General features: G+C 71.9%; 22 protein-coding genes. 9 read left to right on the top strand and 13 right to left on the bottom strand.

Features of this window, described 5'->3' with window-relative positions; translation table 11 throughout:
• The first annotated feature begins 55 nt into the window (after window positions 1-55).
• From KXC43_RS11185 to KXC43_RS11175, 3 genes are all read left to right on the top strand, one after another.
• Window positions 56-430, top strand: coding sequence for a PH domain-containing protein (locus KXC43_RS11185; protein ID WP_221375912.1), 375 nt, complete (start codon window positions 56-58; stop codon window positions 428-430).
• 52 nt (window positions 431-482) lie between these two features.
• Window positions 483-1,664: a PQQ-dependent sugar dehydrogenase gene (locus tag KXC43_RS11180; protein WP_308129037.1), complete on the top strand. Its 1,182-nt coding sequence runs from the start codon at window positions 483-485 to the stop codon at window positions 1,662-1,664.
• 63 nt (window positions 1,665-1,727) lie between these two features.
• Window positions 1,728-3,296 (top strand): metallophosphoesterase family protein, encoded by a 1,569-nt coding sequence (locus KXC43_RS11175; protein WP_221375911.1) that lies wholly within the window; start codon window positions 1,728-1,730, stop codon window positions 3,294-3,296.
• 47 nt (window positions 3,297-3,343) lie between these two features.
• Here KXC43_RS11175 and gatB read toward each other — a convergent pair whose 3' ends face one another.
• On the bottom strand, window positions 3,344-4,843 hold the full coding sequence (gene gatB, locus KXC43_RS11170) for an Asp-tRNA(Asn)/Glu-tRNA(Gln) amidotransferase subunit GatB (protein WP_221375910.1): 1,500 nt from the start codon (window positions 4,841-4,843) through the stop codon (window positions 3,344-3,346).
• A gap of 108 nt (window positions 4,844-4,951) precedes the next feature.
• Here gatB and KXC43_RS11165 point away from each other — a divergent pair, with 108 nt between their 5' ends.
• Entirely contained in the window at window positions 4,952-6,406 is a 1,455-nt protein-coding gene (locus KXC43_RS11165) for a M1 family metallopeptidase (protein ID WP_221375909.1), read from the top strand.
• 6 nt (window positions 6,407-6,412) lie between these two features.
• Here the strand turns inward: KXC43_RS11165 and gatA are convergent, their stop codons facing one another.
• Both gatA and gatC read right to left on the bottom strand, forming a co-directional pair.
• Window positions 6,413-7,876, bottom strand: a complete 1,464-nt coding sequence (gene gatA, locus KXC43_RS11160; protein ID WP_221375908.1) for an Asp-tRNA(Asn)/Glu-tRNA(Gln) amidotransferase subunit GatA — start codon at window positions 7,874-7,876, stop codon at window positions 6,413-6,415.
• Window positions 7,877-7,880: 4 nt separating this feature from the next.
• Window positions 7,881-8,180, bottom strand: coding sequence for an Asp-tRNA(Asn)/Glu-tRNA(Gln) amidotransferase subunit GatC (gatC, locus tag KXC43_RS11155; RefSeq protein WP_221375907.1), 300 nt, complete (start codon window positions 8,178-8,180; stop codon window positions 7,881-7,883).
• Between the two features lie 418 nt (window positions 8,181-8,598).
• On the opposite strand from gatC, the gene KXC43_RS11150 reads away from it, so the two are divergent.
• Window positions 8,599-10,755 (top strand): putative bifunctional diguanylate cyclase/phosphodiesterase, encoded by a 2,157-nt coding sequence (locus KXC43_RS11150; protein WP_438870871.1) that lies wholly within the window; start codon window positions 8,599-8,601, stop codon window positions 10,753-10,755.
• A gap of 146 nt (window positions 10,756-10,901) precedes the next feature.
• Here the strand turns inward: KXC43_RS11150 and ligA are convergent, their stop codons facing one another.
• From ligA to KXC43_RS11120, 6 genes are all read right to left on the bottom strand, one after another.
• The gene (gene ligA, locus KXC43_RS11145) at window positions 10,902-13,412 is read right to left on the bottom strand and encodes an NAD-dependent DNA ligase LigA (RefSeq protein ID WP_308129036.1); all 2,511 of its coding nucleotides are present in this window, start codon (window positions 13,410-13,412) and stop codon (window positions 10,902-10,904) included.
• Between the two features lie 267 nt (window positions 13,413-13,679).
• A complete protein-coding gene (locus KXC43_RS11140; RefSeq protein ID WP_221375906.1) occupies window positions 13,680-14,675 on the bottom strand; it encodes a methionine synthase in 996 nt (331 codons plus the stop codon).
• Window positions 14,668-15,759 carry a tRNA 2-thiouridine(34) synthase MnmA gene (gene mnmA, locus KXC43_RS11135; RefSeq protein WP_221375905.1) on the bottom strand — a complete coding sequence of 364 codons (1,092 nt, stop codon included), beginning with the start codon at window positions 15,757-15,759 and terminating at the stop codon, window positions 14,668-14,670. Before mnmA ends, KXC43_RS11140 begins: the two co-directional genes overlap by 8 nt.
• A 10-nt stretch (window positions 15,760-15,769) precedes the next feature.
• Entirely contained in the window at window positions 15,770-16,945 is a 1,176-nt protein-coding gene (locus tag KXC43_RS11130) for a cysteine desulfurase family protein (protein WP_221375904.1), read from the bottom strand.
• A 76-nt stretch (window positions 16,946-17,021) separates the two neighbouring features.
• Entirely contained in the window at window positions 17,022-17,954 is a 933-nt protein-coding gene (locus KXC43_RS11125; protein ID WP_221375903.1) for an electron transfer flavoprotein subunit alpha/FixB family protein, read from the bottom strand.
• Window positions 17,955-17,973: 19 nt separating this feature from the next.
• The gene (locus KXC43_RS11120; protein ID WP_221375902.1) at window positions 17,974-18,753 is read right to left on the bottom strand and encodes an electron transfer flavoprotein subunit beta/FixA family protein; all 780 of its coding nucleotides are present in this window, start codon (window positions 18,751-18,753) and stop codon (window positions 17,974-17,976) included.
• A 373-nt stretch (window positions 18,754-19,126) separates the two neighbouring features.
• Between KXC43_RS11120 and KXC43_RS11115 the strand changes: the two genes are divergently transcribed.
• From KXC43_RS11115 to KXC43_RS11105, 3 genes are read left to right on the top strand one after another with little or no spacing between them, the layout of a single operon-like run.
• Window positions 19,127-19,513, top strand: coding sequence for a YidH family protein (locus KXC43_RS11115; RefSeq protein ID WP_221375901.1), 387 nt, complete (start codon window positions 19,127-19,129; stop codon window positions 19,511-19,513).
• Window positions 19,510-19,848, top strand: coding sequence for a DUF202 domain-containing protein (locus KXC43_RS11110; protein WP_221375900.1), 339 nt, complete (start codon window positions 19,510-19,512; stop codon window positions 19,846-19,848). Before KXC43_RS11115 ends, KXC43_RS11110 begins: the two co-directional genes overlap by 4 nt.
• 38 nt (window positions 19,849-19,886) lie before the next feature.
• Window positions 19,887-20,243: a PLDc N-terminal domain-containing protein gene (locus KXC43_RS11105; protein WP_221375899.1), complete on the top strand. Its 357-nt coding sequence runs from the start codon at window positions 19,887-19,889 to the stop codon at window positions 20,241-20,243.
• Here KXC43_RS11105 and KXC43_RS11100 read toward each other — a convergent pair.
• From KXC43_RS11100 to KXC43_RS11085, 4 genes are all read right to left on the bottom strand, one after another.
• A complete protein-coding gene (locus KXC43_RS11100) occupies window positions 20,240-21,862 on the bottom strand; it encodes an acetolactate synthase (protein ID WP_221375898.1) in 1,623 nt (540 codons plus the stop codon). The genes KXC43_RS11105 and KXC43_RS11100 overlap by 4 nt on opposite strands.
• Before the next feature lie 72 nt (window positions 21,863-21,934).
• A complete protein-coding gene (locus tag KXC43_RS11095) occupies window positions 21,935-23,551 on the bottom strand; it encodes an Hsp70 family protein (protein ID WP_221375897.1) in 1,617 nt (538 codons plus the stop codon).
• 26 nt (window positions 23,552-23,577) lie between these two features.
• Window positions 23,578-24,192, bottom strand: coding sequence for a hypothetical protein (locus tag KXC43_RS11090; RefSeq protein WP_221375896.1), 615 nt, complete (start codon window positions 24,190-24,192; stop codon window positions 23,578-23,580).
• Window positions 24,193-24,231: 39 nt separating this feature from the next.
• Window positions 24,232-25,005, bottom strand: a complete 774-nt coding sequence (locus KXC43_RS11085) for an enoyl-CoA hydratase/isomerase family protein (protein WP_221375895.1) — start codon at window positions 25,003-25,005, stop codon at window positions 24,232-24,234.
• Window positions 25,006-25,059: 54 nt separating this feature from the next.
• Between KXC43_RS11085 and KXC43_RS11080 the strand changes: the two genes are divergently transcribed.
• A complete protein-coding gene (locus KXC43_RS11080; RefSeq protein ID WP_221375894.1) occupies window positions 25,060-25,521 on the top strand; it encodes a DUF6232 family protein in 462 nt (153 codons plus the stop codon).
• The last annotated feature ends 5 nt before the right edge of the window (window positions 25,522-25,526 follow it).

Below are 25,526 nucleotides of genomic sequence, written 5' to 3'. Positions count from 1 at the left end.
TATGCGCGCCGGGTCCGACAGAAACGCCGCACAGCGTGGGTGGGAGGATGAGGACGTGCGTTCGAAGCCCCTGCTCCGCGTCCGCAAGACCGGCGCCCTGATGGTTGCCGCCGTCCTCGCGTTCGTCAGCGGTGTTCCGCTCGCCGGCGTCTCCTGGGCGTGGTCCCTGATCCTGCTGGTCCCGGTGGCCTTCTTCGTCTGGGCCTGGCGCGCCGGCACCGACGTCTACGCCGACCGGCTGCGCGTCCGCGCCCTGTTCGGCAACACCACGGTGCCGTGGGAACGGATCACCGAGCTGGCGCCCGACCCCAGTGGCCAGATCTCCGCCCTGCTCGACAACGGCAACGTCATTCGCCTCACCGCCGTCACCACCGACAACCTGTCGAGGGTGCTGGCTGCGGGCGGGCAGGAAGTCGGCCACTCCGACTGACTTCCCAGGCGGCCTCGCTACCCTGGGGTGCGTCGAGTCTCGAGGAGGTCGAGTGATCGTGCGTTCCCGCCGGGCCCGCGGCGCCACGTTGGCGCTCGCCGCCACGCTGGGGCTCGCCACGGCGTGCAGCTTCGGCCCGCCCGATCCCGATCAGCAGGGCGCCCCGCCCAACCTGCCCACCCCTTCGGCCGAGGAATCGGCCGGCGCCGGCGCCGAGGAGCCGGGCGGCGGCAGCCAGGAGGTCGCGACAACCGTCCTGGCCAAGGATCTGGACGTGCCGTGGGGCATGGCCTTCCTGCCCGACGGGTCGGGGCTGGTCACCGAGCGCGACACCGGCCGCATCCTCAAGGTCGGCCCCGAGTCGGATGCCAACGGGCTCACCGTCACCCAGGTCCACCGGCTGACCGAGGTGAAGCCCGCGGGCGACGGCGGCCTGCTCGGCATCGCCGTCTCGCCCAAGTACAAGACCGACAAGCTGGTGTACGTCTATTACTCCACCGCGACGGACAACCGCGTCGGCAAGCTGACCCTGGGTGGCAAGGTCCAGCCGATCCTCACCGGCATCCCGCGCTCCCGCGACTTCAACGGCGGCGCGCTGGCCTTCGGTCCCGACGGTTTCCTCTACGCGGGCACGGGCGACGGCACCGCCACCGGCGCCCAGGCGCAGAACCCGAAGAGCCTGGGCGGCAAGATCCTGCGGATGACCGTGGCCGGCAAGCCCGCCCCCGGCAACCCCGTCAAGACCAGCCTCGTCTGGAGCTCCGGCCACCGCAACGTCCAGGGGATCGCCTGGGACAAGACCAAGCGCATGTACGCGAGCGAGAGCGGTCAGCGCCGGTCGGGCGAGCTCAACGTGATCGCCAAGGGCAAGAACTACGGCTGGCCCCGAGCCGACGGCGCGGGCAGCGACACCAAGCTGACCAACCCGGTGTTCAGCTGGCCGGTCGCCGAATCCGGCTGCTCCGGCGTCGCCGCGCTCGAACAGACGGTGGCCAACGCGTGCCTGCTCGGCAAGCGGGTCTACCTGCTCACGATCACCGAGAACGGCACGGTGCTGGGCACACCGCAGTCGGTGCTGACCGGCGAGTACGGGCGGCTGCGGGGCCTGGTGACGGCGCCCGACGGCTCGCTCTGGGCCGGCACCTCGAACCAGGAGGACGACGGCGACCCCGGCCCCGAAGACGACCGGATCATTCGGCTGGTCTTCTCGGACGGTGGCGCCGGCCGCAGCTGAGGTGGGCCACGGTGGGAGGGCACACAGTTTGACGCGCGACAGGGCGGGGCAGGTGAGGCGGCGATGACCTCGATTACCTCGACGGCCGGCCGCTGGTGGGGTGCCGTCCGCCGCAGCCGGTGGACGCGGCGGTCCCTCGTCGGCGCGATGGTCGCCCTGGTCAGCGTGACCGGCGCAGTGATCGGCACGATGCTCTTCGCGCACGCCGACGTCGCCGTCGGCCCGTTCCGCGCCGAGATGTCGATCAGCCCGTCGATCCTCGGCGGTACCGAGGTCGACCTGCCGCCGCTGGGCTCGCTGCACCTCGACAGCCACGACGGCCCGATCCACCTCAAGGTCAACCTGGCCGCGCTCGACCAGAACCGCACCGAGGCGCTGATCGACGACCCCGCGGCGATCAGCTCGGCCGGCGAGAACGCGGTCGACGACGTCCGCGACGGCGTGATCCGGCTCGGGGTGCGCACCCTCGGCATCGCGGTGCTCAGCGCCCTGGTGCTGAGCGCGCTGATCTTCCGGAACGTGCGCCGGGTCGCCGTGGCCGGCGTGACCGCCCTGGTGGTGACCGGCGGCAGCCTCGGCCTGGCGGCCGGCACCCTGCGGCCCGACTCGATCGCCGAGCCGCGCTACGAGGGTCTGCTGGTCAACGCGCCGGCCGTGGTCGGTGACGCGCGCCGGATCGCCGACAACTACGGGCGCTACTCCGAGCAGCTGCAGCAGATCGTCAGCAACGTGAGCCGGCTGTACACGACGGTGTCGACGCTTCCGGTGTACGAGCCGGAGGCGAACACCACGCGCATCCTGCACGTCTCCGACCTGCATCTGAGCCCGCAGGCGTACGGTCTGATCCGCACCGTGGTGCAGACGTTCGAGATCGACGCCGTGATCGACACCGGCGACCTGGTCGACTGGGGCAGCACCGCCGAGACCGGCTACGCCTCGTCGATCCCGTCGGTCGGTGTCCCGTACATCTGGGTCCGCGGCAACCATGACTCGGCCTCGATCCAGACCGCCGTGGCCCGCCAGCGCAACGCCGTCGTGCTCGACAACGAGATCACCACAGTCGACGGCTTGACCATCGCGGGCATCGGCGACCCCGAGTTCACGCCCGACAAGAGCGAGACCCCGGCGGCCGCCGACGCCGACGACCCCTCGCAGTCCCCGCTGCTGCGCGCCGGCGGCCAGCTGGCCGACACAATCCGCGCCTCCGGCAAGCCGGTCGACATCGCCCTGGTCCACGACCCGGCGATGGCCCCGCCGCTGTCGGGCGTGGTGCCGCTGGTGCTGGCCGGCCACAAACACCAGCGCGAGGTGAGTCTGCTGCCCGAGCCGGCGCCCGCTCCCTCGGCCTCCCCGTCGCCTGCGCCCTCGGGCGACGGCGCCCAGGCGCCCCTGGCGACCAGGCTCATGGTCGAGGGCTCCACCGGCGGCGCCGGGCTGCGTGGGCTCGAGAAGGAGGAGCCGACGCCGTTGAGCCTGTCGGTCCTCTATTTCGACGAGAACAGGCAGCTCAAGGCGTACGACGACATCCAGCTGGGCGGCACCGGCCAGTCCAACGTCGAGATGCAGCGCAACGTCGTCGGCGCCGAGCCCGAGGCCACGCCGACCCCGTCCACTTCGGCCTCGCCGGGCTGATCGCTGTGAGCGGCCCGGCCCGACGAGGGCCGGGCCGGACGATCGGGTCAGGCAGCGCCGAGGCGTTCCAGAATCAGCTCGCGGACCGTCTTGGCGTCGGCCTGGCCGCGGGTGGTCTTCATGACCGCGCCGACCAGGGCGCCGGCCGCGGCGACCTTGCCGTCGCGAACCTTGGCCGCGATGTCGGGGTTGGCGGCGATCGCCTCGTCGACCGCGGCGGTCAGCGCGCCGGTGTCGGAGACGACCCCGAGGCCACGGGCGCTCATGACCGCGGCCGGGTCACCCTCGCCCGCGACGACGCCCTCGAGCACCTGGCGGGCCAGCTTGTCGTTGAGCTTGCCCTCGTCGACCAGCTTCTGCAGGGCGGCGACCTGGGCCGGCGTGGCGCCGACGGCGGACAGCTCGACCCCGGTCTCGTTGGCTCGGCGGGCCAGCTCACCCATCCACCACTTGCGCGCGCCCGCGGGCGAGGCGCCGGCCGCGATCGTCTCTTCGATCAGCTCGACGGCGCCGGCGTTGGCCACCGACTGCATGTCGGTCGCGCTGATGCCCCACTGCTCGGCCAGCCGGGCCCGCTTGACGCTCGGCCGTTCGGGCAGCGCGGCCTTGAGCTCGGCCACCCAGGCCGCGTCGGGCGCGATCGGCACCAGGTCGGGCTCGGGGAAGTAGCGATAGTCGGTCGCCGTCTCTTTGGAGCGGCCGGGGCGGGTGTCGCCGGTCGTCTCCTGGAAGTGGCGGGTCTCCTGGAAGATGCGGACACCGTCGTCGAGCAGGCCGGACTGCCGGATGATCTCGGAACGGACGGCGCGCTCGACCGAGCGCAGCGAGTTCACGTTCTTGGTCTCGGTGCGGGTGCCCCACTCCTCGCCCGGCTTGTTGAGCGAGGTGTTGACGTCGCAGCGCAGCGAGCCCTGTTCCATCCGCACGTCGGAGACGCCCAGCGAGCGGATGATGTCGCGCAGCTCGGCCACATAGGCCTTGGCGACCTCGGGCGCCAGCGCGCCGATGCCGGGAACCGGCTTGGTGACGATCTCGACCAGGGGGATGCCGGCGCGGTTGTAGTCGACCAGCGACTCGGTGGCGCCGTGGATGCGGCCGGTCGCGCCGCCGACGTGCAGGGACTTGCCGGTGTCTTCCTCGAGGTGCACGCGCTCGATGCCGATCCGGTATTCCTTGCCGTCGACCTCGACGTCGACGTAGCCCTCGACGCAGAGCGGCTCGTCGTACTGCGAGGTCTGGAAGTTCTTCGGCATGTCGGGGTAGAAGTAGTTCTTCCGCGCCATGCGGCACCACGAGGCGATGTCGCAGTTGAGGGCGAGGCCGATGCGGATCGTCGCCTCGATCGCGGCCCGGTTGGCCACCGGCAGCGCGCCCGGCAGGCCCAGGCAGACGGGGCAGACCTGGGTGTTCGGCTCGGCGCCGAACTCGGTGCGGCAGCCGCAGAACATCTTGGTGGCCGTGCCCAGCTCGACGTGGGTCTCGAGGCCGATGACCGGCTCGTAACGCGCGACGGCGTCGTCGTATGCGGGCAGCGCGGTGGTGGTCATGGCTCCAGAATAGTGGGCCCGACCGACAGAATTTCGGTGACCCACAGCCGCTCGCAGTTATCCACAGCCGCCCCCACAGCTGAAGATCATTTCGGTACGGTCCCCGCCATGCAACGCGCTCCCCTCGCCGTCGTCGCCATCGTGGCGGCCACCCTCATCGCCGGCTGCGACGACGACGCAACCACCATCACCTCCTCCACGCCCCCGTCCGGCGCCGCTTCCGCGCCCGCCGCGGTCGACTACGCCATCTGGCAGGCCGGCACCTCCAAGCCGACCGCCGACAAGCTCTACCCCCAGCACGGCACGGCAGCCCTCGACGTCCTGCACTACGACCTGAAGCTCGAGTGGCAGCCGCCGAAGAAGCGCCTCACCGGCACGGCGACGCTCCGGATCCGCCCCACCGCCGACGCGGCCGAGCTCAAGCTCGACTTCAAGCCGTACCAGCTCGACAAGGTCACCGTCGACGGCGCCGTCACATCGGCGACGGTCCGGAAAGAGAAGCTGGTCGTCCCGGCCGCTGTCAGCAAAGACAAGCCGATCACGCTGGTCGTGGCCTATCACGGCAAGCCGGCGACCACGCCCATCCCCTCGCACCGCTCCGACGTCGAGCCGCTCGGCCTCACCATCACCAAAGAGGGCGGCCTGTGGACGATGCAGGAGCCGTGGGGCGCCTTCACCTGGTACCCGGCGAACGACCAGCCGTCCGACAAGGCCCTGTACGACATCGCGGTGACCGTGCCGGCCGGTTGGTCCGGCATCGCGGCCGGCTCGCTCGTCACCCGGCAGGGCAACACGTTCCGCTACCGCAGCACCGACCCCATGGCCACCTACCTGCAGACCCTCGCCGTCGGCAAATACAGGAAGGTCAGCGCCAAGGGCCCGCGCGGCATCCCGCTCACCTACTGGTACCGCCCCGGTAAGGACGAGAAGTTCCTGCCCTCGCTGAAGAAGTCGCCGGCCTTCGTCAGCTTCCTCGAGAAGCGATTCGGTCCCTACCCGTTCCCCACCGGCGGCGCCGTCATGGTCGATTCGGAATCGGCCATGGAGACCCAGCAGATGATCACCATGGGCGGCAAGAAGAAGAAGTTCGACCGGGAGCTCTTCGAGGAAGACCTGCTGCACGAGTACGCACACCACTGGTTCGGCGACTCGGTCACCCCGTCGACCTGGACCGACCTGTGGCTCAACGAGGGCTGGGCGACCTACGTGCAGTTCCTCTACTCGCAGTCGGTGCTCGAATACAGCGACAAGGAGCTCGAGGATTATCTGCGCCGGGCCGACGCCGACCTGCGCAAGCGGCTCGGGCCGCCCGGCAAGCCACGGGCAGCCAACTTCGCCGAGAGCAACGTCTACCTCTGCCCGGCCGCCATGCTCAAGGAACTGAACGACGCCCTCGGCGACGAGAAGTTCTTCGCGCTGGGCCGGGCCTGGGTGCAGACGCAGAAGAACACCCAGCAGAACCGGGCGTCCTTCACCGCCTTCGTCAACAAGCAGACCGGCCGCGACTTCACCAAGCTGATCAACAGCTGGCTGGACTCGAAGTCCACGCCGCGGCCGGCATAGGGCCTGCTAGAGGGCCGGCGGCGTGAGGGTCCCGACCGCGGACTCGAGCGCCGCCGCCACCCGGTACATCCGGTCGTCGGCCAGCGTCGGCGCCATCACCTGGAAGCCGACCGGCAACCCCTCGGAAAGCCCGCACGGCACCGAGATCGCCGGACCGCCGTACAGGTTGGTCGGGATCGTGAAGAGGTCGGCCAGATACATCTGGTAGGGATCCGAGGTGCGCGACCCGAACGGGAACGCCACGAACGGCGTGGTCGGCGAGACCAGCACGTCGACCCGCTCGAAGGCCGACTCGAAGTCCCGCGTGATCAGCGTGCGGACCTTCTGCGCCTGGCCGTAGTAGGCGTCGTAGTAGCCGCTGGAGAGCGCGTACGTGCCCAGGATGATGCGCCGCTTCACCTCGGGGCCGAAGCCGGCCTCACGCGTCAGCGACATGACCTCTTCCAGCGAGCGGTTGCCGTCGTCGCCGACCCGCAGGCCGTAACGCACGCCGTCGAACCGGGCCAGGTTGGAGGAGGCCTCGCTGGGCGCGATCAGGTAGTAGGCCGGAAGCGCGTACTGGAAGTGCGGGCACGACACCTCGACGATCTCGGCGCCCAGCTTGACCAGCGCCTCGAGCGACTCGTGGAACGCGCTCAGCACGCCCGGCTCGGACCCGTCGCCCGCGAACTCCTTGACCACGCCCAGCTTGACGCCGCTCAGGTCGCCGGTGGCGCCGCGACGGGCCGCGCCGACCACGTCGGGAACCGGCTGGGGGATGGACGTGGAGTCGCGCGGGTCGTGGCCGGCGATCACCGAGTGCAGCAGAGCCGCGTCCTCGACGTTGCGGGCGCACGGGCCGGGCGTGTCGAGCGACGACGAGAACGCGATCAGGCCGTAGCGCGAGGTGCCGCCGTACGTCGGCTTGGCACCGACCGTGCCGGTGACCGCGCCCGGCTGACGGATCGAGCCGCCGGTGTCGGTGCCGATCGCCAGCGGCGCCTCGTAGGCGGCGATGGCCGCGGCGCTGCCGCCACCCGAGCCGCCCGGGATGCGGCCGAGGTCCCACGGGTTGTTGGTGGCCCCGTAGGCGGAGTATTCGGTGGACGAACCCATCGCGAACTCGTCCATGTTGGTCTTGCCGAGCATCACCGTGCCGGCCGCGCGCAGCCGCTCGACGAGCGTCGCGTCGTACGGCGGGCGCCAGCCCTCCAGGATCTTGGAGGCGGCGGTCGTCGGCACACCCTTGGTGGCGATCACGTCTTTCACGGCCACCGGCACGCCGGCCAGCGGGCCCTTGACGTCGCCGGCGTCGACCGCGGCCGCGGCCGCGAGCGCACCCTCGCGGTCGACGTGCAGGAAGGCGTGCACCCGCTCGTCGACGGCGTCGATCCGGTCGAGGTGGGCCTGGGCGACCTCGACGGCCGAGGCCTCTTTGCCGGCGATGGCCTTGGCGAGCTGAGCCGCCGACATCTTCGTCAGGTCAGACACGGCGTCAGGCCTCCTCTTCCAGGATGCGCGGCACGCGGAAACGGCCCTCGAACGCGTCCGGGGCGCCGGAGAGCGCTTCGTCCTGCGTGAGGCACGGGACCGGCACGTCGTCGCGGTACACGTTGGTCAGCGGCACGGAGTGCGAGGTGGGCGGGATGTTGTCGGCAGCCACCTCGCCGACCCGGGCCACGGACTGCAGGATCACGTCGAGCTGCCCCGCGAACCGGTCCAGTTCCTCCTCGGTCACGGCGAGCCGCGACAGGCGCGCGAGATGCGCGACCTCTTCGCGGGAGATGGCGGCCATCCTGCCCTACTTTCTCGATACGTCTTGATACGGCGCTGACCGGACGAGTCTATTTCGCCCCCGACCGGAGCCCACCGCCGGGACAGGGTGTCATGCGATCAAAAGATCAAAAGATGATGTCGTAGCGGGGTGGGGGGTCCGGACCGCAACTCCCGTCGAGGGCCCGGGCGGGGCGAGCAGGGCGCAGAGCGCCCAGAACGCTCCCCCCGCCCGGGCGACCTGCGGAAGTGGTTACGCCCCGAATCGGAAAGCCGGCGCCCGTCACTCCCCCGGCGACCACTCGAATGGGGGAATTCGGAGTTATTGAGCGACTGTGGGCTTATGCCGATTTGATAACGGCAAAGTTGTTTTGTCGCGAATTGCCCGTGTGGATCTATCGTGGGAACGGTCGGTTGATCGAGGCCCTGGTGGAGGTCGTATGGACGCCGCACGCCCCCGCACTGCCGCGGCGAGCGATCGCGTCCCCGATCCGATGCAGGGTCTGCCCGACGATGCCGAGTTTCCGGCGCCGAACGGGTACGCGGAACGAGCCACGGCACCGAGCCGTCCGGCGGTCCGGGCGGGGCGCCGCCGGCGGGCCCTTCTGGTCACGGCGATCGCGGTGGGGGTGGCCGACGCGCTGTTGTGGGTCTTCCAGCGCGACGCCTTCGCCGAGCTTCCCAGCGCGTACTGGCTGATGGGTTTTCTGGCTGTCGTCGTGGACGCCCGGCCCTATGTGGTGACCAACCGGCGGGCCAGCTCGGTGATCCTGCCGTCCATCTGCTTCACCTTCGCCATCGCCCTGGCCTGGGGTTACGGGCCGGCCCTGGCCGTGCAACTGGTCGCTGTCGCCGTGGCCGGCGTGCGCATGCGGCACTCGGCTCAGCGCACTCTCCACCTGGCCGTGCAGCACGCGGTGGCGCTCGGTGCGGCCTCGCTGGTGATCGCGCTCGTCTCACTGCGCATCGGGCCCGGGCCGGACTGGGGGGACGCGCTGCTCACGGTGGCGGCGGCCGCCGCCTGGATCGTCGCCCGCTACGGGCTGGCCGCGATCGTCGCGCGCTCCATGGCCGACCGGCCGGGACCCCGGTTGCGACGTCTCCAGCGATTGCGGCGGCTGCGGCGGGCCGGGGTCGAGGTGCTCGCCACGGGCGCGTTGCTGCTGCTCGGACCCGTGGTGCTCGCGACCGCGCAGGTCGGGCTGGCGTTCGTGCCGCTGGTGCTGCTCGCGCTGCACGCCGTGCACCGCATGGTCCGATCGACCGGCGAGTTCGAGCGCGCCGCCCGGGTGGACGCCCTCACCGGCCTGCCGAACCGGCGCGCCCTGCACGCGGCCGTGCTGTCCCAGGCCAAGGGCCGGCGGCTGGCGCTGCTGGTGCTGGACCTCGACCGGTTCCGTACGGTCAACGACGCCCTCGGCCACGGCGCCGGGGACCGCCTGCTCGGCGAGGTCGCGCACCGCCTGGCCGACGTGGTGCCGGCCCACGACCTGGTCGTGCGGCTCGGCGGCGACGAGTTCGCCGTGCTCGCCACCCGGGTCGACGGCCCGCCCGCCGCCCGCCGCATCGCCGAGCACCTGGCCGAGGCGTTGAACAGCCCGTTCGCCCTCGACGGCGTGCCCGTGGACGTCTCCGCCTCGATCGGCATCGCCCTGCAGCGCGACCCCGGCGGCGACGGCGCGACCCTGCTACGCGAGGCCGAGTCCGCCATGTACGAGGCCAAGCAGCGCGGCGACCAGGTCGCCCTGCACAGCCCCGAGGCGTCCCACCACACGCCCGACCGCCTGACCCTGCTGGCCGACCTGCGGCACGCCCTGCGCAAGGACTCGCCCGACGACGGGATCACGCTCTTCTACCAGCCGCAGATCGCGATCGCGACCGGCGAGGTGGTCGGCGTGGAGGCGCTGCTGCGCTGGCGGCACCCCGAGCGGGGCCTGGTCGGCCCCGAGGAACTGATCCGCGTGGCCGAGCCGACCCCGGTGATGCGCCTGCTCACCGGCCGCGTGCTGCACGAGGTGGTCGCCCAGCTGGCCGCGTGGCGCGACGCCGGGCGGCCCCTGCGCGCCGCCGTCAACGTGAGCGTGCGCGACCTGCACGCCGGCGACATCGCCGACCGGGTCGACAGCCTCCTGCACGAGTACGAGGTGCCCCCCGACCTGCTGCAGCTCGAAATCACCGAGAGCGCCCTGATGGCCGACCCGCACCGCGTCCTGAGCACGATCACCCGCCTCGACCGCATGGGCATAGCCATCTCGCTGGACGACTTCGGCACCGGCTACTCGTCCCTGCAACACCTGCGCCGCCTGCCCCTGGCCGAGGTGAAGATCGACCGCTCGTTCGTCCTGGGCATGGCCACCGACCGCGGCGACGCCGCCATCGTCCGCTCGGTGATCGACCTCGCCGAGGCCCTGGGCCTGCGCGCCGTGGCCGAAGGCGTGGAAGACGAACGAACCTGGCGCCTGCTGGCCGACGCAGGCTGCCACGCGGCCCAGGGCTGGTTCCACGCCCGCCCCATGCCCGCCCCCGACCTGGCCGACTGGCTGAGCCGCTACCGCCCCGTCCGCCCCACCGTCGCCCTGCAGACCCGAGGCCACTAAGGGCCCGTTCCCCTGGTAGCACGCCGTTCCGCCGTTGCCGGCGTTCCCAAGCGACCGGCCGCTCCGTGGTGACCGGCCGCTCCGTGGTGACCGGCCGCTCCCCGGTGGCCAGCCGCTCCCAAATAGCCAGCCTCCGTGGTGACCGGTCAGTCTGCGGCGGGTGCGAACTCGGCTACCTCGCGGGCAGCGTCGGGGCCGTCGGCCAGCAGGACAGCGAAGCCCTCCTCGTTGAGGACGGGGACCTTCAGGGCCAATGCCTTGTCGTACTTGCTGCCGGGGTTGTCGCCGACCACCACGAAGGCCGTCTTCTTGGAGACGGAGCCGCTCACCTTGCCGCCGCGGGACGTCACGGCCTCGGTGGCCTGGTCGCGGGAGTGGGTGGAGAGCGTGCCAGTGACCACGAGGGTCAGGCCCTCGAGCGGGCGGGGACCCTCGTCGACGCGCTCGTCGGCCATCTTGACCCCGGACTCACGCCACTTGCGAACGATGTCGCGGTGCCAATCGACGGCGAACCACTCACGCAGGCTCGCCGCGATCGTCGGGCCGACACCCTCCACGGTGGACAGAACGTCGGCCACGGCCTTCGGCTTCTTTGCTGCCGCCGCCTCGTCTTCCGCAGACTCGGCACCGGCCGCATCGGCATTGGAGGAACCGGCCGCATCCGCCGGAGCGGCGTCAGCTGAAGCGGCATCGGTCGACGCGGCAGCCGCCAAGGCGACATCAGTCGACGCGGCACCGGTCGACGCGACATCAGTCGAATCGGCATCGGTCGACGCGGCTGCGCCGGCTGGGGCTGTACCCGCTTCGGCTGGGCTGGTCGAGTTTGCGGCTGAGGCAGCGGCCGCGGAGGACGCGGCCAGGACGTCGGCGGCGGTGGAGGCCACCGAGCTGTCGAGGGCGGCGGCCGAGACCGCGGCAGCCTCTTCGGCGCTGCCGGGTGGGGCGGCGACGATGGCCTCGATGGCATCCATGGAGCCGAACTGACGGGCCAGCGCCTGGGCGGCGGTGGGGCCGACGTGCCGGATCGACAGGGCGACCAGCACGCGCCACAGGGGCCGGTCTTTGACGCGCTCCAGATTTTCCAGGAGCTTGACGGCGTTGGAGCCCAGGCTGCCGTCCTGGTTGACGAAGAACGGGGACTGGCGCAGCTGGTCTTCGGTAAGGGAGAACAGGTCGCCCTCGTCGCTGATCACGCCCGAGTCGAGCAGGGCCTGGGCCGCCTTGTAGCCCAGCACCTCGATGTCGAACGCACCCCGCCCGGCCAGGTGGAAGACCCGCTCGCGCAACTGCGCGGGGCACGACCGCGTGTTGGGGCAGCGGATGTCGATGTCGCTCTCTTTGGCCGGCGCCAGCGTGGTGCCGCAGGCGGGGCACTGCGTCGGCATGACGAAGGGGTGCGCGTCGGCCGGGCGCAGGTCGATCACCGGGCCGAGCACCTCGGGGATCACGTCGCCCGCCTTGCGCAGCACGATGGTGTCGCCGATCCAGACGCCCTTGCGCTCGACCTCGCGCGCGTTGTGCAGCGTGGCCAGCGCGACCGTCGAGCCGGCCACCTTGACCGGCTCGAGCACGGCGAACGGCGTGACCCGGCCCGTGCGGCCGACGTTCACGTCGATGTCGAGAAGCTTGGTGGTGACCTCTTCGGGCGGGTATTTGTAGGCGATCGCCCAGCGCGGCGCCCGCGACGTGGAGCCCAGCCGGCCCTGGATGGCCACCGAATCAATCTTGACAACGACGCCGTCGATCTCGTGCTCGACGTCGTGGCGGTGCTCGCCGTAGTAGGCGATGTAGTCGCGCACGCCGGCGATGTCGTCGACCAACTTCCACCGGGAGCTGGTGGGCAGGCCCCACGCTTTCAGTGCCTCGTAGGCGTGCGACTGCGACGTGGGGGTGAAGCCCTTGCGGGCGCCGATGCCGTGCACGACCATGCGCAGACCCCGCGAGGCAGTGATGCGCGGGTCTTTCTGCCGCAGGCTGCCGGCTGCCGCGTTGCGCGGGTTGGCGAACGGGGCCTTGCCCTGCTCGACCAGCGACGCGTTGAGGTCGGCGAACGCGGACACCGGGAAGTAGATCTCGCCGCGCACCTCGAGCAACTCGGGCACGTCGTCGCCGCTCAGGCGTTCGGGGATCTCGCGAATCGTGCGGACGTTGGGCGTCACGTCCTCACCCGTGCGGCCGTCGCCCCGGGTGGCGCCGCGGACGAGACGACCGTTCTCGTACGTCAGGTTGATGGCGAGACCGTCGACCTTGAGCTCGCAGATGAACTCGACCGGGCCGCCCGCGTCGCGCAGCGCGCGCTCGACCCAGGCGCCCAGCTCTTCGTCGTCGAAGACGTTGTCGAGCGAGAGCATGCGCTCGGCGTGCTCGACCGGAGTGAACTGGGTGGAGAAGGAGCCGCCGACATTCTGCGTCGGGGACTCGGGCGTGCGCAGCGCCGGAAACTGCTGCTCGAGCGACTCGAGCTCGCGCAACAGCTTGTCGAATTCGGCGTCGGAGATCGTGGGTGAATCGAGCACGTAGTAGCGGTATTGGTGGCCGCGCAGCTCGTCACTCAGCTCGGCGTGGCGGGTGCTCGCCTCGGGCGTCGGGTCTTGGCCGGCCGCGGCCACCTGCTCAGGGGTGGGCTCGGCGGGAACGGACTCAGCCTTGTTGGACACCAGAACCTCCGTGCTCGAGAACTGGGAGAAACGGTAGTCGCCACCTCTGACATTTTCCGTGCTGGCGCGCCTGCGTGACCCGTCGTCCACAGTTCGGAGTTATCCACAGGGTCGGTCGCGAGAATCGGCGGATCTTGCCAAACTGATGGCAGTGGCGGGGGCCCCCTGGGAGGGCGGGCCCTGTGTTGGGGCGGGCCCTGTGTTCGAGGCCGGGCCCTGTGTTCGAGGCGGATCCGCGTTCGCGGCGGATCCTGCGCTCGCGGCGGGTCAGACCTCGGCGAGCCGGCGGGCCGCCTCGCGGCACGCGGTCAGGGCGGCGCGGGCATACGCCGGGGATGCGCCGGCCAGGCCGCAAGCCGGGGTGATGACCACCTGCCGGGGCAGCTGGGCCGGGGGGAACGCGAGCCGCTTCCACAGCGTCGCGACGCGGTCGGCCACCATCTTGCCGTCGATCCTTCCGGCCGCCGGCGGCATCGTCGGCGCGGCGCCGGCGAAGAGCCCGAGCCCCGCCTCGATCGCCTCGCCCAGCGGGTCGAGGTCTTTCACCAGGGACAGGTCGAGGGCGACAGCGGCCGCGCCGGCGTCCCGGAAAGCCTGCAACGGAACGTCGGGAGCGCAGCAGTGCGCGATGACCGGCACGCCCACTGCCTCGGTCACCACCCGCAGGGCTTTCGCCGCGTCGGGTGAGGGCACCGCGCGGTAGGCGCTCAGGCCGCTCTCGGTCGGCACGCGACCGGCCAGCACGGCCGGCAGCGACGGCTCGTCGAGCTGCAGCAGCACCTCGGCCCGCGGGAGCCGCTTGCGCACGTCGTCGATGTGCCGCTTCAGCCCCTCGGCGAGCGAGTCGGTGAGGTCGCGGACGGCGCCCGCGTCACGCAGCAGCCGCCCGCCGATCGGGCGGTCGATGCTCGCGGCGAGCGTCCACGGCCCGGCCGACTGCACCTTGAGCGGGCCGGTGTATCTCTCGCCCTGCTCGGTGAGCTGGTCGAGGTCGCGTTCCAGCAGGTCGGCCGTGCGCCGCTGGTCTCGGCCGGGGCGGGGCGCGATCTGCCACTGCCCGGCGTAGAGCTGCACCGGCAGCTCGACCAGGAAGCCGGCGCTGCGGCCGATGATGTCGGCCCCGGGTCCGCGGGCGGGCAGTTCGGCCAGGTGCGGCAGCTCGGGCAGCTCGCCGAAGACGACGCGCTGGGCCTCGGCGATGTCGGTGCCCGGGAGCGACCCGACACCGGTGGCCGAGCCCGCGGCCCACGGGAAGTCAGGCATGCGCGGTCAGCAGGGGCGCCGAAGCGGTGATCGTCGCCGAGCCGAGCACGACGTCGCCCTCGTCGGAGCGCTGGTAGGCCACGATCGCCTGCCCGGCCGCGACGCCCCGGGCGGGTGACGCCAGGCGGGCGGTCAGGGTGTCGTCCTCGACGGTCACCGTGGCCGGGTAGACCTCGCCGTGAGCCCGCAGCTGCACCTCGCATTCCACCGGGGTGGACGTGCCGTGCCAGATCACCTTGGACGCGGTGACGACCCCGACCTCGAGATCCTCGCGCGGGCCGACGGTGACCGTGTTGGTCACCGGGGTGATCGACAGCACGTAGCGCGGGCGGCCGTCGGCGGCGGGCACGCGCAGGTCGAGACCCTTGCGCTGGCCGATCGTGTAGCCGTAGGCGCCGTTGTGGCTGCCCAGCCGCTCGCCGGTGCGGCCGTCGACGATGTCGCCCGGGGCGTCGCCCAGCTGCCGCTGGAGGAAGCCCTTGGTGTCGCCGTCGGCGATGAAGCAGATGTCATGGGAGTCGGGCTTGTCGGCCACGGCCAGCCCACGGGCGGCTGCTTCCTCGCGCACCTGGGCCTTGGTGGAGTCGCCGAGCGGGAAGACGGCCCGGTCGAGCTGGCCCTGGGTGAGCACGGCCAGCACGTACGACTGGTCTTTGCCCTCGTCGACGCTGCGGCGCAGCCGGCCCTCGCCGTCGAGGCGGGCGTGGTGGCCGGTGACGACGGCGTCGAAACCGAGCGCGACCGCGCGGTCGAGCACCGCCTCGAACTTGATCTTTTCGTTGCAGCGCAGGCACGGGTTGGGGGTGCGGCCGGCCGCGTACTCGGCGACGAAGTCGTCGACGACGTTCGCGTGGAACTGGTCGGCCATGTCCCACACGTAGAACGGGATGCCGATCACGTCGGCGGCGCGGCGGGCGTCGCGGGAATCTTCCAGCGTGCAGCAGCCGCGCGCTCCCGTGCGATAGGTCTGGGGGTTACGCGCCAGCGCCAGATGCACCCCGGTGACGTCGTGGCCGGCGTCGTGGGCGCGCGCGGCGGCGACGGCGGAATCGACGCCGCCCGACATTGCCGCAAGAACTCGCATGGGACCAAGCCTAACGGGGAGTTTTCCAGGCGGTGGCCCGGCGGGCGCGCTCGACCGCGCCGGGCAGCGCGGCCAGCAGTTCGTCGATGTCGGCGGAGGTGCTGGTGTGCCCGAGGGTGAAGCGCAGCGACGAGCGGGCGCGGTCCTCGTCGGCGCCCATGGCGAGCAGCACGTGGCTGGGCTGCGCCACGCCGGCCGAGCAGGCCGACCCGGTCGAGCAGCAGACGCCGGACGCGTCGAGGAGCAGCAGCAACGCGTCGCCCTCGCAGCCGGGGAAGCTGAAGTGGGCGTTTCCGGGCAGCCGGTCGTCCGGGGCGCCGTTGAGGATGGCGTCGGGAACCGCGGCCCGCACCCTGTCGACGAGCTCGTCGCGCAGGGCTCCGACCCGCAACGCGTACGCGGCCTGGCTCTTGACCGTCGCCTCGACCGCCGTGGCGAAGGCCGCCACCCCGGCCGTGTCGAGCGTCCCCGAGCGCACGTCGCGTTCCTGGCCGCCGCCGTGCAGCAGCGGGGTGCAGTTCACGTCGCGGCCGAGCAGCAGCGCACCCACCCCGGCCGGGCCGCCGACCTTGTGCCCGGTGACGGTCATGGCGGCGGCGCCACTGGTCGCGAAGTCGACCGGCACCTGGCCCAGCGCCTGCACCGCGTCGGTGTGGAAGGGGATGCCCGCCTGGGCGGCGAGGCGTGCCAGCTCGGCCACCGGTTGCACGGTGCCGACCTCGTTGTTGGCCCACTGCACGCTGATGACGGCGATCTCTTCCCCGTACGCCTCGATCAGCTCGGCCAGCGCGGCCGGGTCGACCCGGCCCGTGCCGTCGACCGGCAGCCAGCTCAGCTGGGCGCCCTCGTGGGCGCCGAGCCAGTCGGCGCTGTCCATCACGGCGTGGTGCTCGACCGCGGAGGCGACCACCCGGCTGCGGTTGAGCGAGCCGGCCCGCCGGGCCCAGAAGATGCCCTTGAGCGCGAGATTGTCGCTCTCGGTGCCGCCGCTGGTGAAGATCACCTCGGACGGCCGGGCGCCGAGGGCGGCCGCGATGCGCTCGCGCGACTCCTCGACCAGGCGCCGGGCATGCCGCCCGGCCGCGTGCAGGGACGACGGGTTACCGACCTCGCGGGCCGCTGCCACATATGCCGCCAGCGCCTCGTCGAGCATCGGCGTGGTCGCAGCGTGATCCAAGTAGGCCATCAGGGTCCAAGCTTATGCCTCGCCCCGCGACACAGAACGGCCCGGCGCTCGGCGCCGGGCCGTCTGGTGACGGGGATTACTTGCGCTTGCGGATCTCGTCGGCCGCCTGGGGCACGACCTTGAACAGGTCGCCGACCACGCCGTAGTCGGCGAGCTCGAAAATGGGCGCCTCGGCGTCCTTGTTGACGGCGACGATCGTCTTCGAGGTCTGCATGCCGGCCCGGTGCTGGATCGCGCCGGAGATGCCCAGAGCCACGTACAGCTGCGGGGAAACGGTCTTGCCGGTCTGACCCACCTGGAACTGGTGCGGGTAGTAGCCCGAGTCGACCGCGGCCCTGGACGCGCCGACGGCGCCGCCGAGCAGGTCGGCCAGCTCCTCGACCAGCTTGAAGTTGTCGGCGTTGCCCACGCCACGGCCGCCGGAGACGACGATCGAGGCCTCGGTGAGCTCGGGGCGCGAGCCCTTCTGCTCGACCACGCGCTCGACGACCTTGGTCAGCTTGTCGCTGTCGCTGACCGTGACGTCCAGCGACGAAACGGCGGCGTCGGCCGGCGCGGGCGACGGCGTGACCGAGTTGGGGCGGATCGTCACGATCGGCAGGCCGCGCGTGACCTTCGACTTCACGATGCCCGAGCCGGCGAAGACGACCTGGGTCGCGGTGCCGTCGGCGGCCACCTCGACCGCGTCGGTCAGCAGCCCGTTGTCGAGCTTGACGGCCAGTCGGCCGGCGATCTCCTTGCCCTCCTGGGTGGAGGCCAGCAGGACGGCGGCGGGCTGCTTCTCGCGTACGAGGCCGGCCAGCACGGCCGCCTTCGGGGCGACCAGGTAACCCTCGACGTCGTCACCGGACGCGACGTAGACCTTGGCCGCGCCGTACTCGCCGAGCTTGGCCGTGTCGGCCTCGCCGAACACGACCGCCGAGACCTCGCCGAGCCCGCGCGCGATGGTCAGCATCTCGAGCGTGACCTTCTTGATGCCGTTCTCGACGACAACCAGAACTTCAGCCATGATTCCCTCTCCCCCGGGCTCAGACGAACTTCTCGGTGGCGAGGTACGTGACCAGCTGCGTGCCGCCGTCGCCCTCGTCAGTGACCTTGGCGCCGGCCGAACGCGGCGGGCGCTTGGAGAACTCGACCACGGCGCTGGTGGCCCCGGCCGTGCCCACCTCGTCGCCGGCGATGCCCAGGTCGGCCAGCGAGAGCGCCTGCACCGGCTTCTTCTTGGCGGCCATGATGCCCTTGAAGGACGGGTAGCGGGGCTCGTTGATCGTGTCCCACACGCTGACCACGGCCGGGGTGGCCGCCGTGACGACCTCGTAGCCCTCGTCGGTCTGGCGCTCGGCGGTCAGCTGCGTGCCGTCCACCGTGAGCTTGCGGGCGCCGGTCAGCGCCGCGATGCCGAGCCGCTCGGCCAGCATGTGGGGCATGACCTGCACGCGGCCGTCGGTCGACTCGGCGCCGCAGAGCACCAGGTCGGCGTTGAGCGTGCCGAGGGCCGCGGCCAGCACCTTGGAGGTGGCGACGGCGCACGAGCCGTGCAGCGCGTCGTCGGAGATGTGCACGGCCTTGTCGGGGCCCATCGACAACGCCTTGCGGATGGACTCGGTCGCACCGGCCGGCCCCATCGTGAGGACGGTGACCTCGCCGCCGTGCGCCTCCTTGATCTTCAACGCCTCTTCGATGGCGTACTCGTCCATCTCGTTGATGACGTTGTTGGCCGAGGCACGCTCGACCGTGTTGTCCGAAGGGCTCAGGGTGCGCTCGGCACCGGAGTCGGGCACCTGCTTGACCAGTACGACGATGTTCATCGCGCTCCTACGACCTCCTGTTGTGAACGCACCAATGCGGCCGGACGCCTCCCGACAGGTTACCCGTCGGTAGCTTAGGCGTGTCGGCCACCCAGAGTGACTCACCTCACCCGATCCGTCCGCCCGCTGGCTACAGTCGGTACCGGGAGGTGTACGAAATGTCCGGCCGAATCACTCCGGTGGCCGACGGATTGCTTCCGTCCGCCTCACATCGTCTACCACGCGGCCCCGTGCCCGTGCTGAACACCCATGGCCGGGTGAGCTCCGATTCGCCCTACTGCCGGTGCGGCCGGCCCCGCGAGGCCTGCGTGAGTGACCAAGTCCGCATGCTGTGGATGCACCTTCTCGACCTGGAAGGTCAATAATCCCTTACGTGTTCGGTGCCCTGCGGCAATGGATCGATCCCGAGAAGACCCCCACGGTCGGCCGCGCCCCCGACTACCGCTTCTCGCTGGCCAACGAGCGCACCTTCCTGGCCTGGATCCGCACCGGCCTGGCGCTGATCGCGGGCGGGCTCGGCGTCGCCCAGTTCCTGCCGCCGCTGCCCATCCCGTACCTGCGCGAGATCATGGCCGTCGTCCTGCTCGTGCTGGGCGGCCTGGTCGCGTTGCGCGCGGTCGACCACTGGGCCCGCACCGAACGGGCCATGCGCCTCGGCCAGGAACTGCCCGGCTCCCGGTTCCCAGCCGTCCTGGCCGTGGTGGTCGCGCTCGGCGCAGCCGCCGTAGTGGTCGCGGTGATCATCCAGGCCGCGGAGTGAGCGATCACCCAGGCGGCGAAGCGAGCGCGGAGTGGACGCCCGACCACGGCGCGTCCGCCGAGCGCACCCGCTTCGCCTGGCGGCGCACCGCGCTGTCGGCCGCGGTCGTCGGCCTGCTCGCCGCCCGTCCGGCTTTTCACCCCGACGCCGGTGTTCCGCAGTGGACCACGGCAGCGCTCAGCGGGCTCGGCTGGTCGGCCCTGGTGGCGATCGCCTACCGCCGGGCGCGGGCCCTGCGGCAGCACCCGCCCCACCCGGGACGGCGGACAATCCCGGCGTACGCGTTGATCACCGTGGCCCTCGCCGCGGTCGCCGGTCTGGTTGTCATGCTCTGATCGTCGCCGGATCGGCCGACGCGCGTCATCATTGCCACATGGTCCGGTTGTTCATCCTTCTCGCTGCCGTGCAGCTGGTGCTCTTCGTGCTGGCGCTGATCAGCTGTCTGTCGGCCGCCCGCGTCCGCAACGCGCCGCGTCTGGTGTGGGTGCTGGTGATCCTTCTCATCCCCTTGCTCGGCCCCCTCGCCTACTTCCTCTGGGGTCGCCCGCTGCCCGCGCCCGAAGAGGGCACGGTGCCGCGCCGGCGCCGCGCTCCCTCCGCGCCGGACGACGACCCCGACTTCCTGCGCTCGGTCGACACCGAGCAGTCCCGTCGTGAGCGTGAGGCGCTCGCCGAGTGGGAGAAGGAACTGAAGAACGAGGAGCCCGACAAGCCCCAGGGCTCGGCCTAGGCGAGGTTGGACGAGCGGGGGTAGGCGTCGCCGGGGTCGGTCAGCACGTTGACCAGGTAGGGCACCCCGGCGCTGAAGGCACGCTCGAGGGCGGGGCCGATCTCGGCCGCCTTCTCGACGGTCTCCCCCGCGCCGCCGAGCGCCTTGACGACGTCGTCGTAGCGGAGCCCCGGCTGCAGGTCGGCCGCGACGTCGTAGCCGTACATGGCCTGCATGGGGTGTTTCTCGAGCCCCCAGATGCCGTTGTTGCCGACCACCATGACGACCGGGAGTCCCTGCCGGACCAGCGACTCCGCGTCCATCAGCGAGAAGCCGGCGGCCCCGTCCCCCATGAGCACGCAGATCTGGCGGTCGGGATAGGTCACCCGGGCGCCCATCGCGTAGCCCATGCCGGTGCCGAGACATCCGTACGGCCCCGGGTCGAGCCAGGTGCCGGGCTGGGACGGCTCGAGATAACGGCCCGCGTACGAGACGAAGTCACCGCCGTCGCCGATGGTCACGGCGTCGGCCGCGAGGACCTTGCGCAGCTCGCCGTAGATGCGGGCCGGCTTGATGAGGTCGGTCTCGGCCGCCATCGCCTCGGCGTCGCGCGCCTTGCCCGCGTCCTCGGCCGTCCGCAACCCCTCGATCCATTCGGCGTGGTCGGCCCGGTCGCCGGCGTGGTCGGCGATCGCCGCGAGGATGCGCCGCAGGTCACCCGCGGGCGACACGGCCGTCTCGACGTGCGTCGCGCGCTGGCTGGGGGCATCCACGATGTGCACCACCTGCGCCGCCCCGAACTCGCCGAAGCCGAGCCGGAAGTCGAGCGGGGTGCCGATCACGCAGACCACGTCGGCCTCGTTGAGGGCGGGGCGGCGGGCCTTGGCGAAGGCGAGCGGGTGCGACGGCGGGAGCGCGCCGCGGCCCATGCCGTTGGTGAAGACCGGCACCTGCAACGCCTCGGCGGCGGCCCGCAGTTCGGCGATCGCGTCGCCGCCCCAGACGTCGGAGCCCGCGATGATCACCGGACGGGCGGCCGCGGCGAGCAGCGTGGCCGCGCGGGACACCTCGTCGGGGTCGGCCTCGAGCACCGGGACGGCCGGCGCTCCGGGCGCGGCGGCCTCGCCGGTCGAGAAGACGATCTCGAGCGGCAGATCGAGGAAGGCCGGACCCCGGTGGGCGGTCAGCGCGGCGGTCAGGGCGGCCCGCACCTCGCCGGGGATGCTGTCGGTGTCGGTCACCGTGCCCGCGTACTTGGTGATCGGGGCGACCAGGGGCACGTGGTCGAACTCCTGCAGGCTGCCCGACCCCCAGCGGAAGGCGGGCGCCCGGCCGCCGAGCACCAGCACCGGCGAGGCGTTGAAGAACGCGCTGGTCAGGCCGGAGATGCCGTTGGTCACGCCCGGGCCGGCCGTGAGCACCGCGAGGCCGGGGCGCCGCTGGAGCTTGGCGACAGCCTCGGCCGCGAAGACGGCGGTCTGCTCGTGGCGCACGTCGTAGATCGGGAAGCCGGTCTTGTGCGCGGCGTCGTAGAGCGGGAACACGTGCCCGCCCGACAGGGTGAACATCTCGTTCACACCGAACGCCCGGGCCGCGGCCAGCGCCAGTTCGCCGCCGTGACCCTCGATCACCTCTGCCATGCCGTGCTCCCCTCGCGCCGTTGCCGGTTCCCCGGGCACGCTACCCGGCACGGCCGTAAAGATGAACGACCCTCAGATTCCGAGCAGGTCGCCCAGATCGCTGATCAGGTTCTCGATGTCGGTCCGGATCGGGTAGCCGTTGCCGTAGCCGTACGCGATCACCAGCGCGGCCACCGGCACAGCGATCATGACCAGGATGCTGAGCAGGATCTGGACGAAGCGCAGAAAGCCGCCGGTGCGCTTGCGTTGACGGCGGACGGCCTGCTCCACCCGGGCCGGCGGCCGGGCGTGGAAGGTCGGCGGCGACGACGCTGGGCGCGGCGTGACGGGCCGGGACGTGATCGGACGCGACGTGACCGGGCGGGAGGTGACCGGGCCGGGCGATGCCGGGGCGGCCGGCGGGTGAAAGACCGGCTTGGGGGTGGGCACGGTGGCGTGCGGGTCGGGCACCCAGCTGCTGTGGTCGGCGTCCGGCCACGGGTCGACCGGCGGCTGCAGGCCGGTGGTGCCCGGCACCCGGACGGACGCGGCGGGGACCCGTACGGTGGCCGACTCGGCCCGCCCGGTCGAGACCAGCCGCAGCTCGGAGGTCGGGCCCGGCGCCGACGCCCCGGTCGCCAGCATCGCCGCCTCGGCCAGGATGCTGCCCTCGGCCACCACCAGCTCCGGCTGCTCGATCACCACCGGCGCCTCGCCCAGCTCACGGTGCAGCAGCGTGGCCACCAGCGGGATCCGGCTCGCCCCGCCGACCAGGAAGACGCCGGCCAGGCGCCCGTCGGGCAGGTCGGCCCAGTCGAGCAGGCCCTTGGTGACCCGGACGGTCTGTTCCAGCACCGGCCGGGCCAGCTTCTCGAGCTCGTCGCGGGTGAGGTGCACCTCGGTGTCGAGCAGCGGCACCACGAACTCGGCCGACTGGGCGCGGGACAGGCGCTCCTTGGCGATCCGCACCTCTTCCCACAGCTGGCGCTGGGCCCGGCGTTCCTGGGCCGTGGACGGCTCGAGCAGCCGCTGCCACTCGCTGGTGCGCAGGTGTTCGACGATCGCCGCGTCCACGTCGAGGCCGCCGATGTCGTCGCGGCCGTCGACCGCCATGACCTCGAAGCCGGAGGCGGTGCGGGCCACCACGCTGGCGTCGAACGTGCCGGCCCCGAAGTCGTGGACCACCACGACCGAGCCGATCGGCACGTCGCGGCCCAGCACCTCGGCGAAGTAGGTGGCCGCGGCGACCGGCTCGACGACCAGCCGGGCGCCGGTCAGCCCGGCCCGGGCGGCGGCGTCCGCCAGCAGTGAGCGGCGCGTCGAACCCCAGGTCGCGGGGCAGGTCAGGGTGACGTCGGGGGTGACCGGGCCGACCGCGCGGTGCCATTCCTCGGCCACCCGGGCCAGCACGGCAGCGATCAGCTCGACGACCGGGAACTCCTGCTCGCCCAGCAGCACGAGGCCGTCGTCGATGCGGCGCTTGGGGTTGGGCTCGAAGCGCACCGGGTCGATGCGGGCGCTGTGCACCGCGTCGCGGCCGACCACCAGCGTGCCGTCGGCCTCGGCGAAGACGGCCGAGGGCAGCAGCGGCGATCCGTCGACCAGGATCGGGCGCGCGCGGCCGTCGGGCCAGCGCGCCACCGCGACGGTGTTCGAGGTGCCGAAGTCCACTCCCAGCGCGTGCTTCGGCTCACCTTGGTCGATGGCCATTCCCTGAGTCTAGGGGGTCGTGGTCGTTACACGATCTTCCAGCGCGGGCCGTGTCCCCACTCCCGCAGGCAGCGCACGAGCGCACCGTCGGCGGTTCGCCCATAAGCACCCGCGGGACGGCATTCGTCCCCCACCCGGACCGGCCGCTGCACCCGGCCGGGCGAGATGCTGGGGGCCGGCGTGGTGCGGGTCGCGGTCGGCGACGGAGTGGCCGCCGGCGCGGTGGTGGACGGCGCGGTGGTCGCGGGCGGTTCGGGCGGCACGAGTTCCGGCGGCTCGGGCGCGATGCTGATCGGCGACGGCTTACGGGTCGCGGGCGGTGTGGTGGCGGGGCGTTCGGGAGCGGCCGACGAAGCAGCCTTACGCGGAGCGGACCGCGTGGTCGTGGTGGTGACGGGGGCGGGCTGGCGGGCCTGGGTGGTCGGGGCGATCACCGCCCGCGCTGAGGGTGGCGCCCGATCGACCGGCGGAGGCGCCGCCATCTGGTCGACCACCGAGCCGGGCGGCCCGGACGGCGCGGAGTGTGATCGGCCGAGGGTCAGCCAGCCGATCAGCGCGCACAACAACGCCTGGCCGACCACCAGCGCCACGGCCATGCGCACAGTGCGCCGCACTGTGCGCGTGACCGGAACCGGTTCCACCCGTCGGACTTTATGGCAAGCGATCGATGTGGTCGAGGGCTAACGCCCCGTAAATGTGGGCTTACGCTTCTCCACAAACGCCGTGGTGCCCTCGATCCGGTCGGCGGTGGCGAACAGACCGGCGAACAGCTGCGACTCGAGCGCGAGGCCGGACGCCAGATCGGTGTTCAGCCCGCCGTCGACGGCCAGTTTGGCCGCCCGCAGGGCCAGGGACGGACCGGTCACGTACGGCCGGACCAGCGCCCGCGCCGTTTCGAACACCTCGGCCGCGGGCGCCACCCGGTCGGCCAGGCCGATGCGCAGCGCCTCCTCGGCGTCGACCATGCGGCCCGAGAAGATCAGATCCTTGGCCCGGGCCGGACCGATCAGCCGGGCGAGCCGCTGGGTGCCGCCCGCGCCGGGGATGATGCCCAGCTTGATCTCGGGCTGCCCGAGCTTGGCGTCGGCCGCCACGACCCGCCAGTCGCAGGCCAGCGCGAGTTCGCAGCCACCACCCAGGGCGTAGCCCGTGATCGCCGCGACGACCGGCTTGGGGATGCGGGCCACGGCGTCGAACGCGCTGGAGAGCGCGGCCGCCCGAACCGCCATCTCGGGGTAGCCGACCTGGGTGAACTCGGTGATGTCGGCACCGGCCGCGAAGACCTTCTCGCCGCCGTACACGATGACGGCCTTGACCTGCTCGTCCTCGGTGGCGGCATGTGCGGCCGCCCGCAGCTCCTCCTGCAACTGGGTATTGAGCGCGTTCATCGGCGGCCGATCCAGCCGGATCGTGCCGATGCCGTCGGTTGTCTCGAGCGTCACGAACTCGCCCACGCAGGCCTCCTGAGTGTTGGTTCAGGTCAGCCTACGACGGGTAAAAAGAAGGGTGTGACCACGTACTACCGCGACCCGGACGTGTGGGTCACCTCGGCCGGCGTCCGCGTCAACGGCCGCGAGCTGCGCCTGAGCGAGTTGCTTCAGGTGTGGCACACGCGCGGCCGGCGCTCATGGGGCACCATCGCCGGCCGGGGCGCGGTCGGCTTCGCCATCCTCACCCCCCTTGTGGTCGGGCTGCTCGCGGTGGCGGTCGCCCTGGTCATCGACGCCTCCACCAGCACCACGATCGCCCTGATCGGCGGCGGCGTGCTGATCGGCTTCGGCGTTGTGCCGCTGGCTGACGTGCTGCTCGAGCGGGTCGACCGGTCCTACGACCGCGGCAGCCGGGTGCGAGAGATCTGGGCCCGTACGCCCACCGGCGACCTGCTGCTGCTGAGCACCCCCGACGCGGCCCGGTTCGGCCGCATCTACCGAGCCCTGCAGCGCGCCCTGGAACCGGCTACCCGCCGGTAATGTCG

The sequence above is a fragment of the Paractinoplanes polyasparticus genome (genome assembly GCF_019710575.1).
In the GTDB taxonomy this organism is placed as follows: Bacteria; Actinomycetota; Actinomycetes; order Mycobacteriales; family Micromonosporaceae; genus Actinoplanes; species Actinoplanes polyasparticus.
The sequence above is the reverse complement of the archived record's forward strand: the minus strand, read 5'-3'. Positions and strand labels throughout refer to the sequence as shown.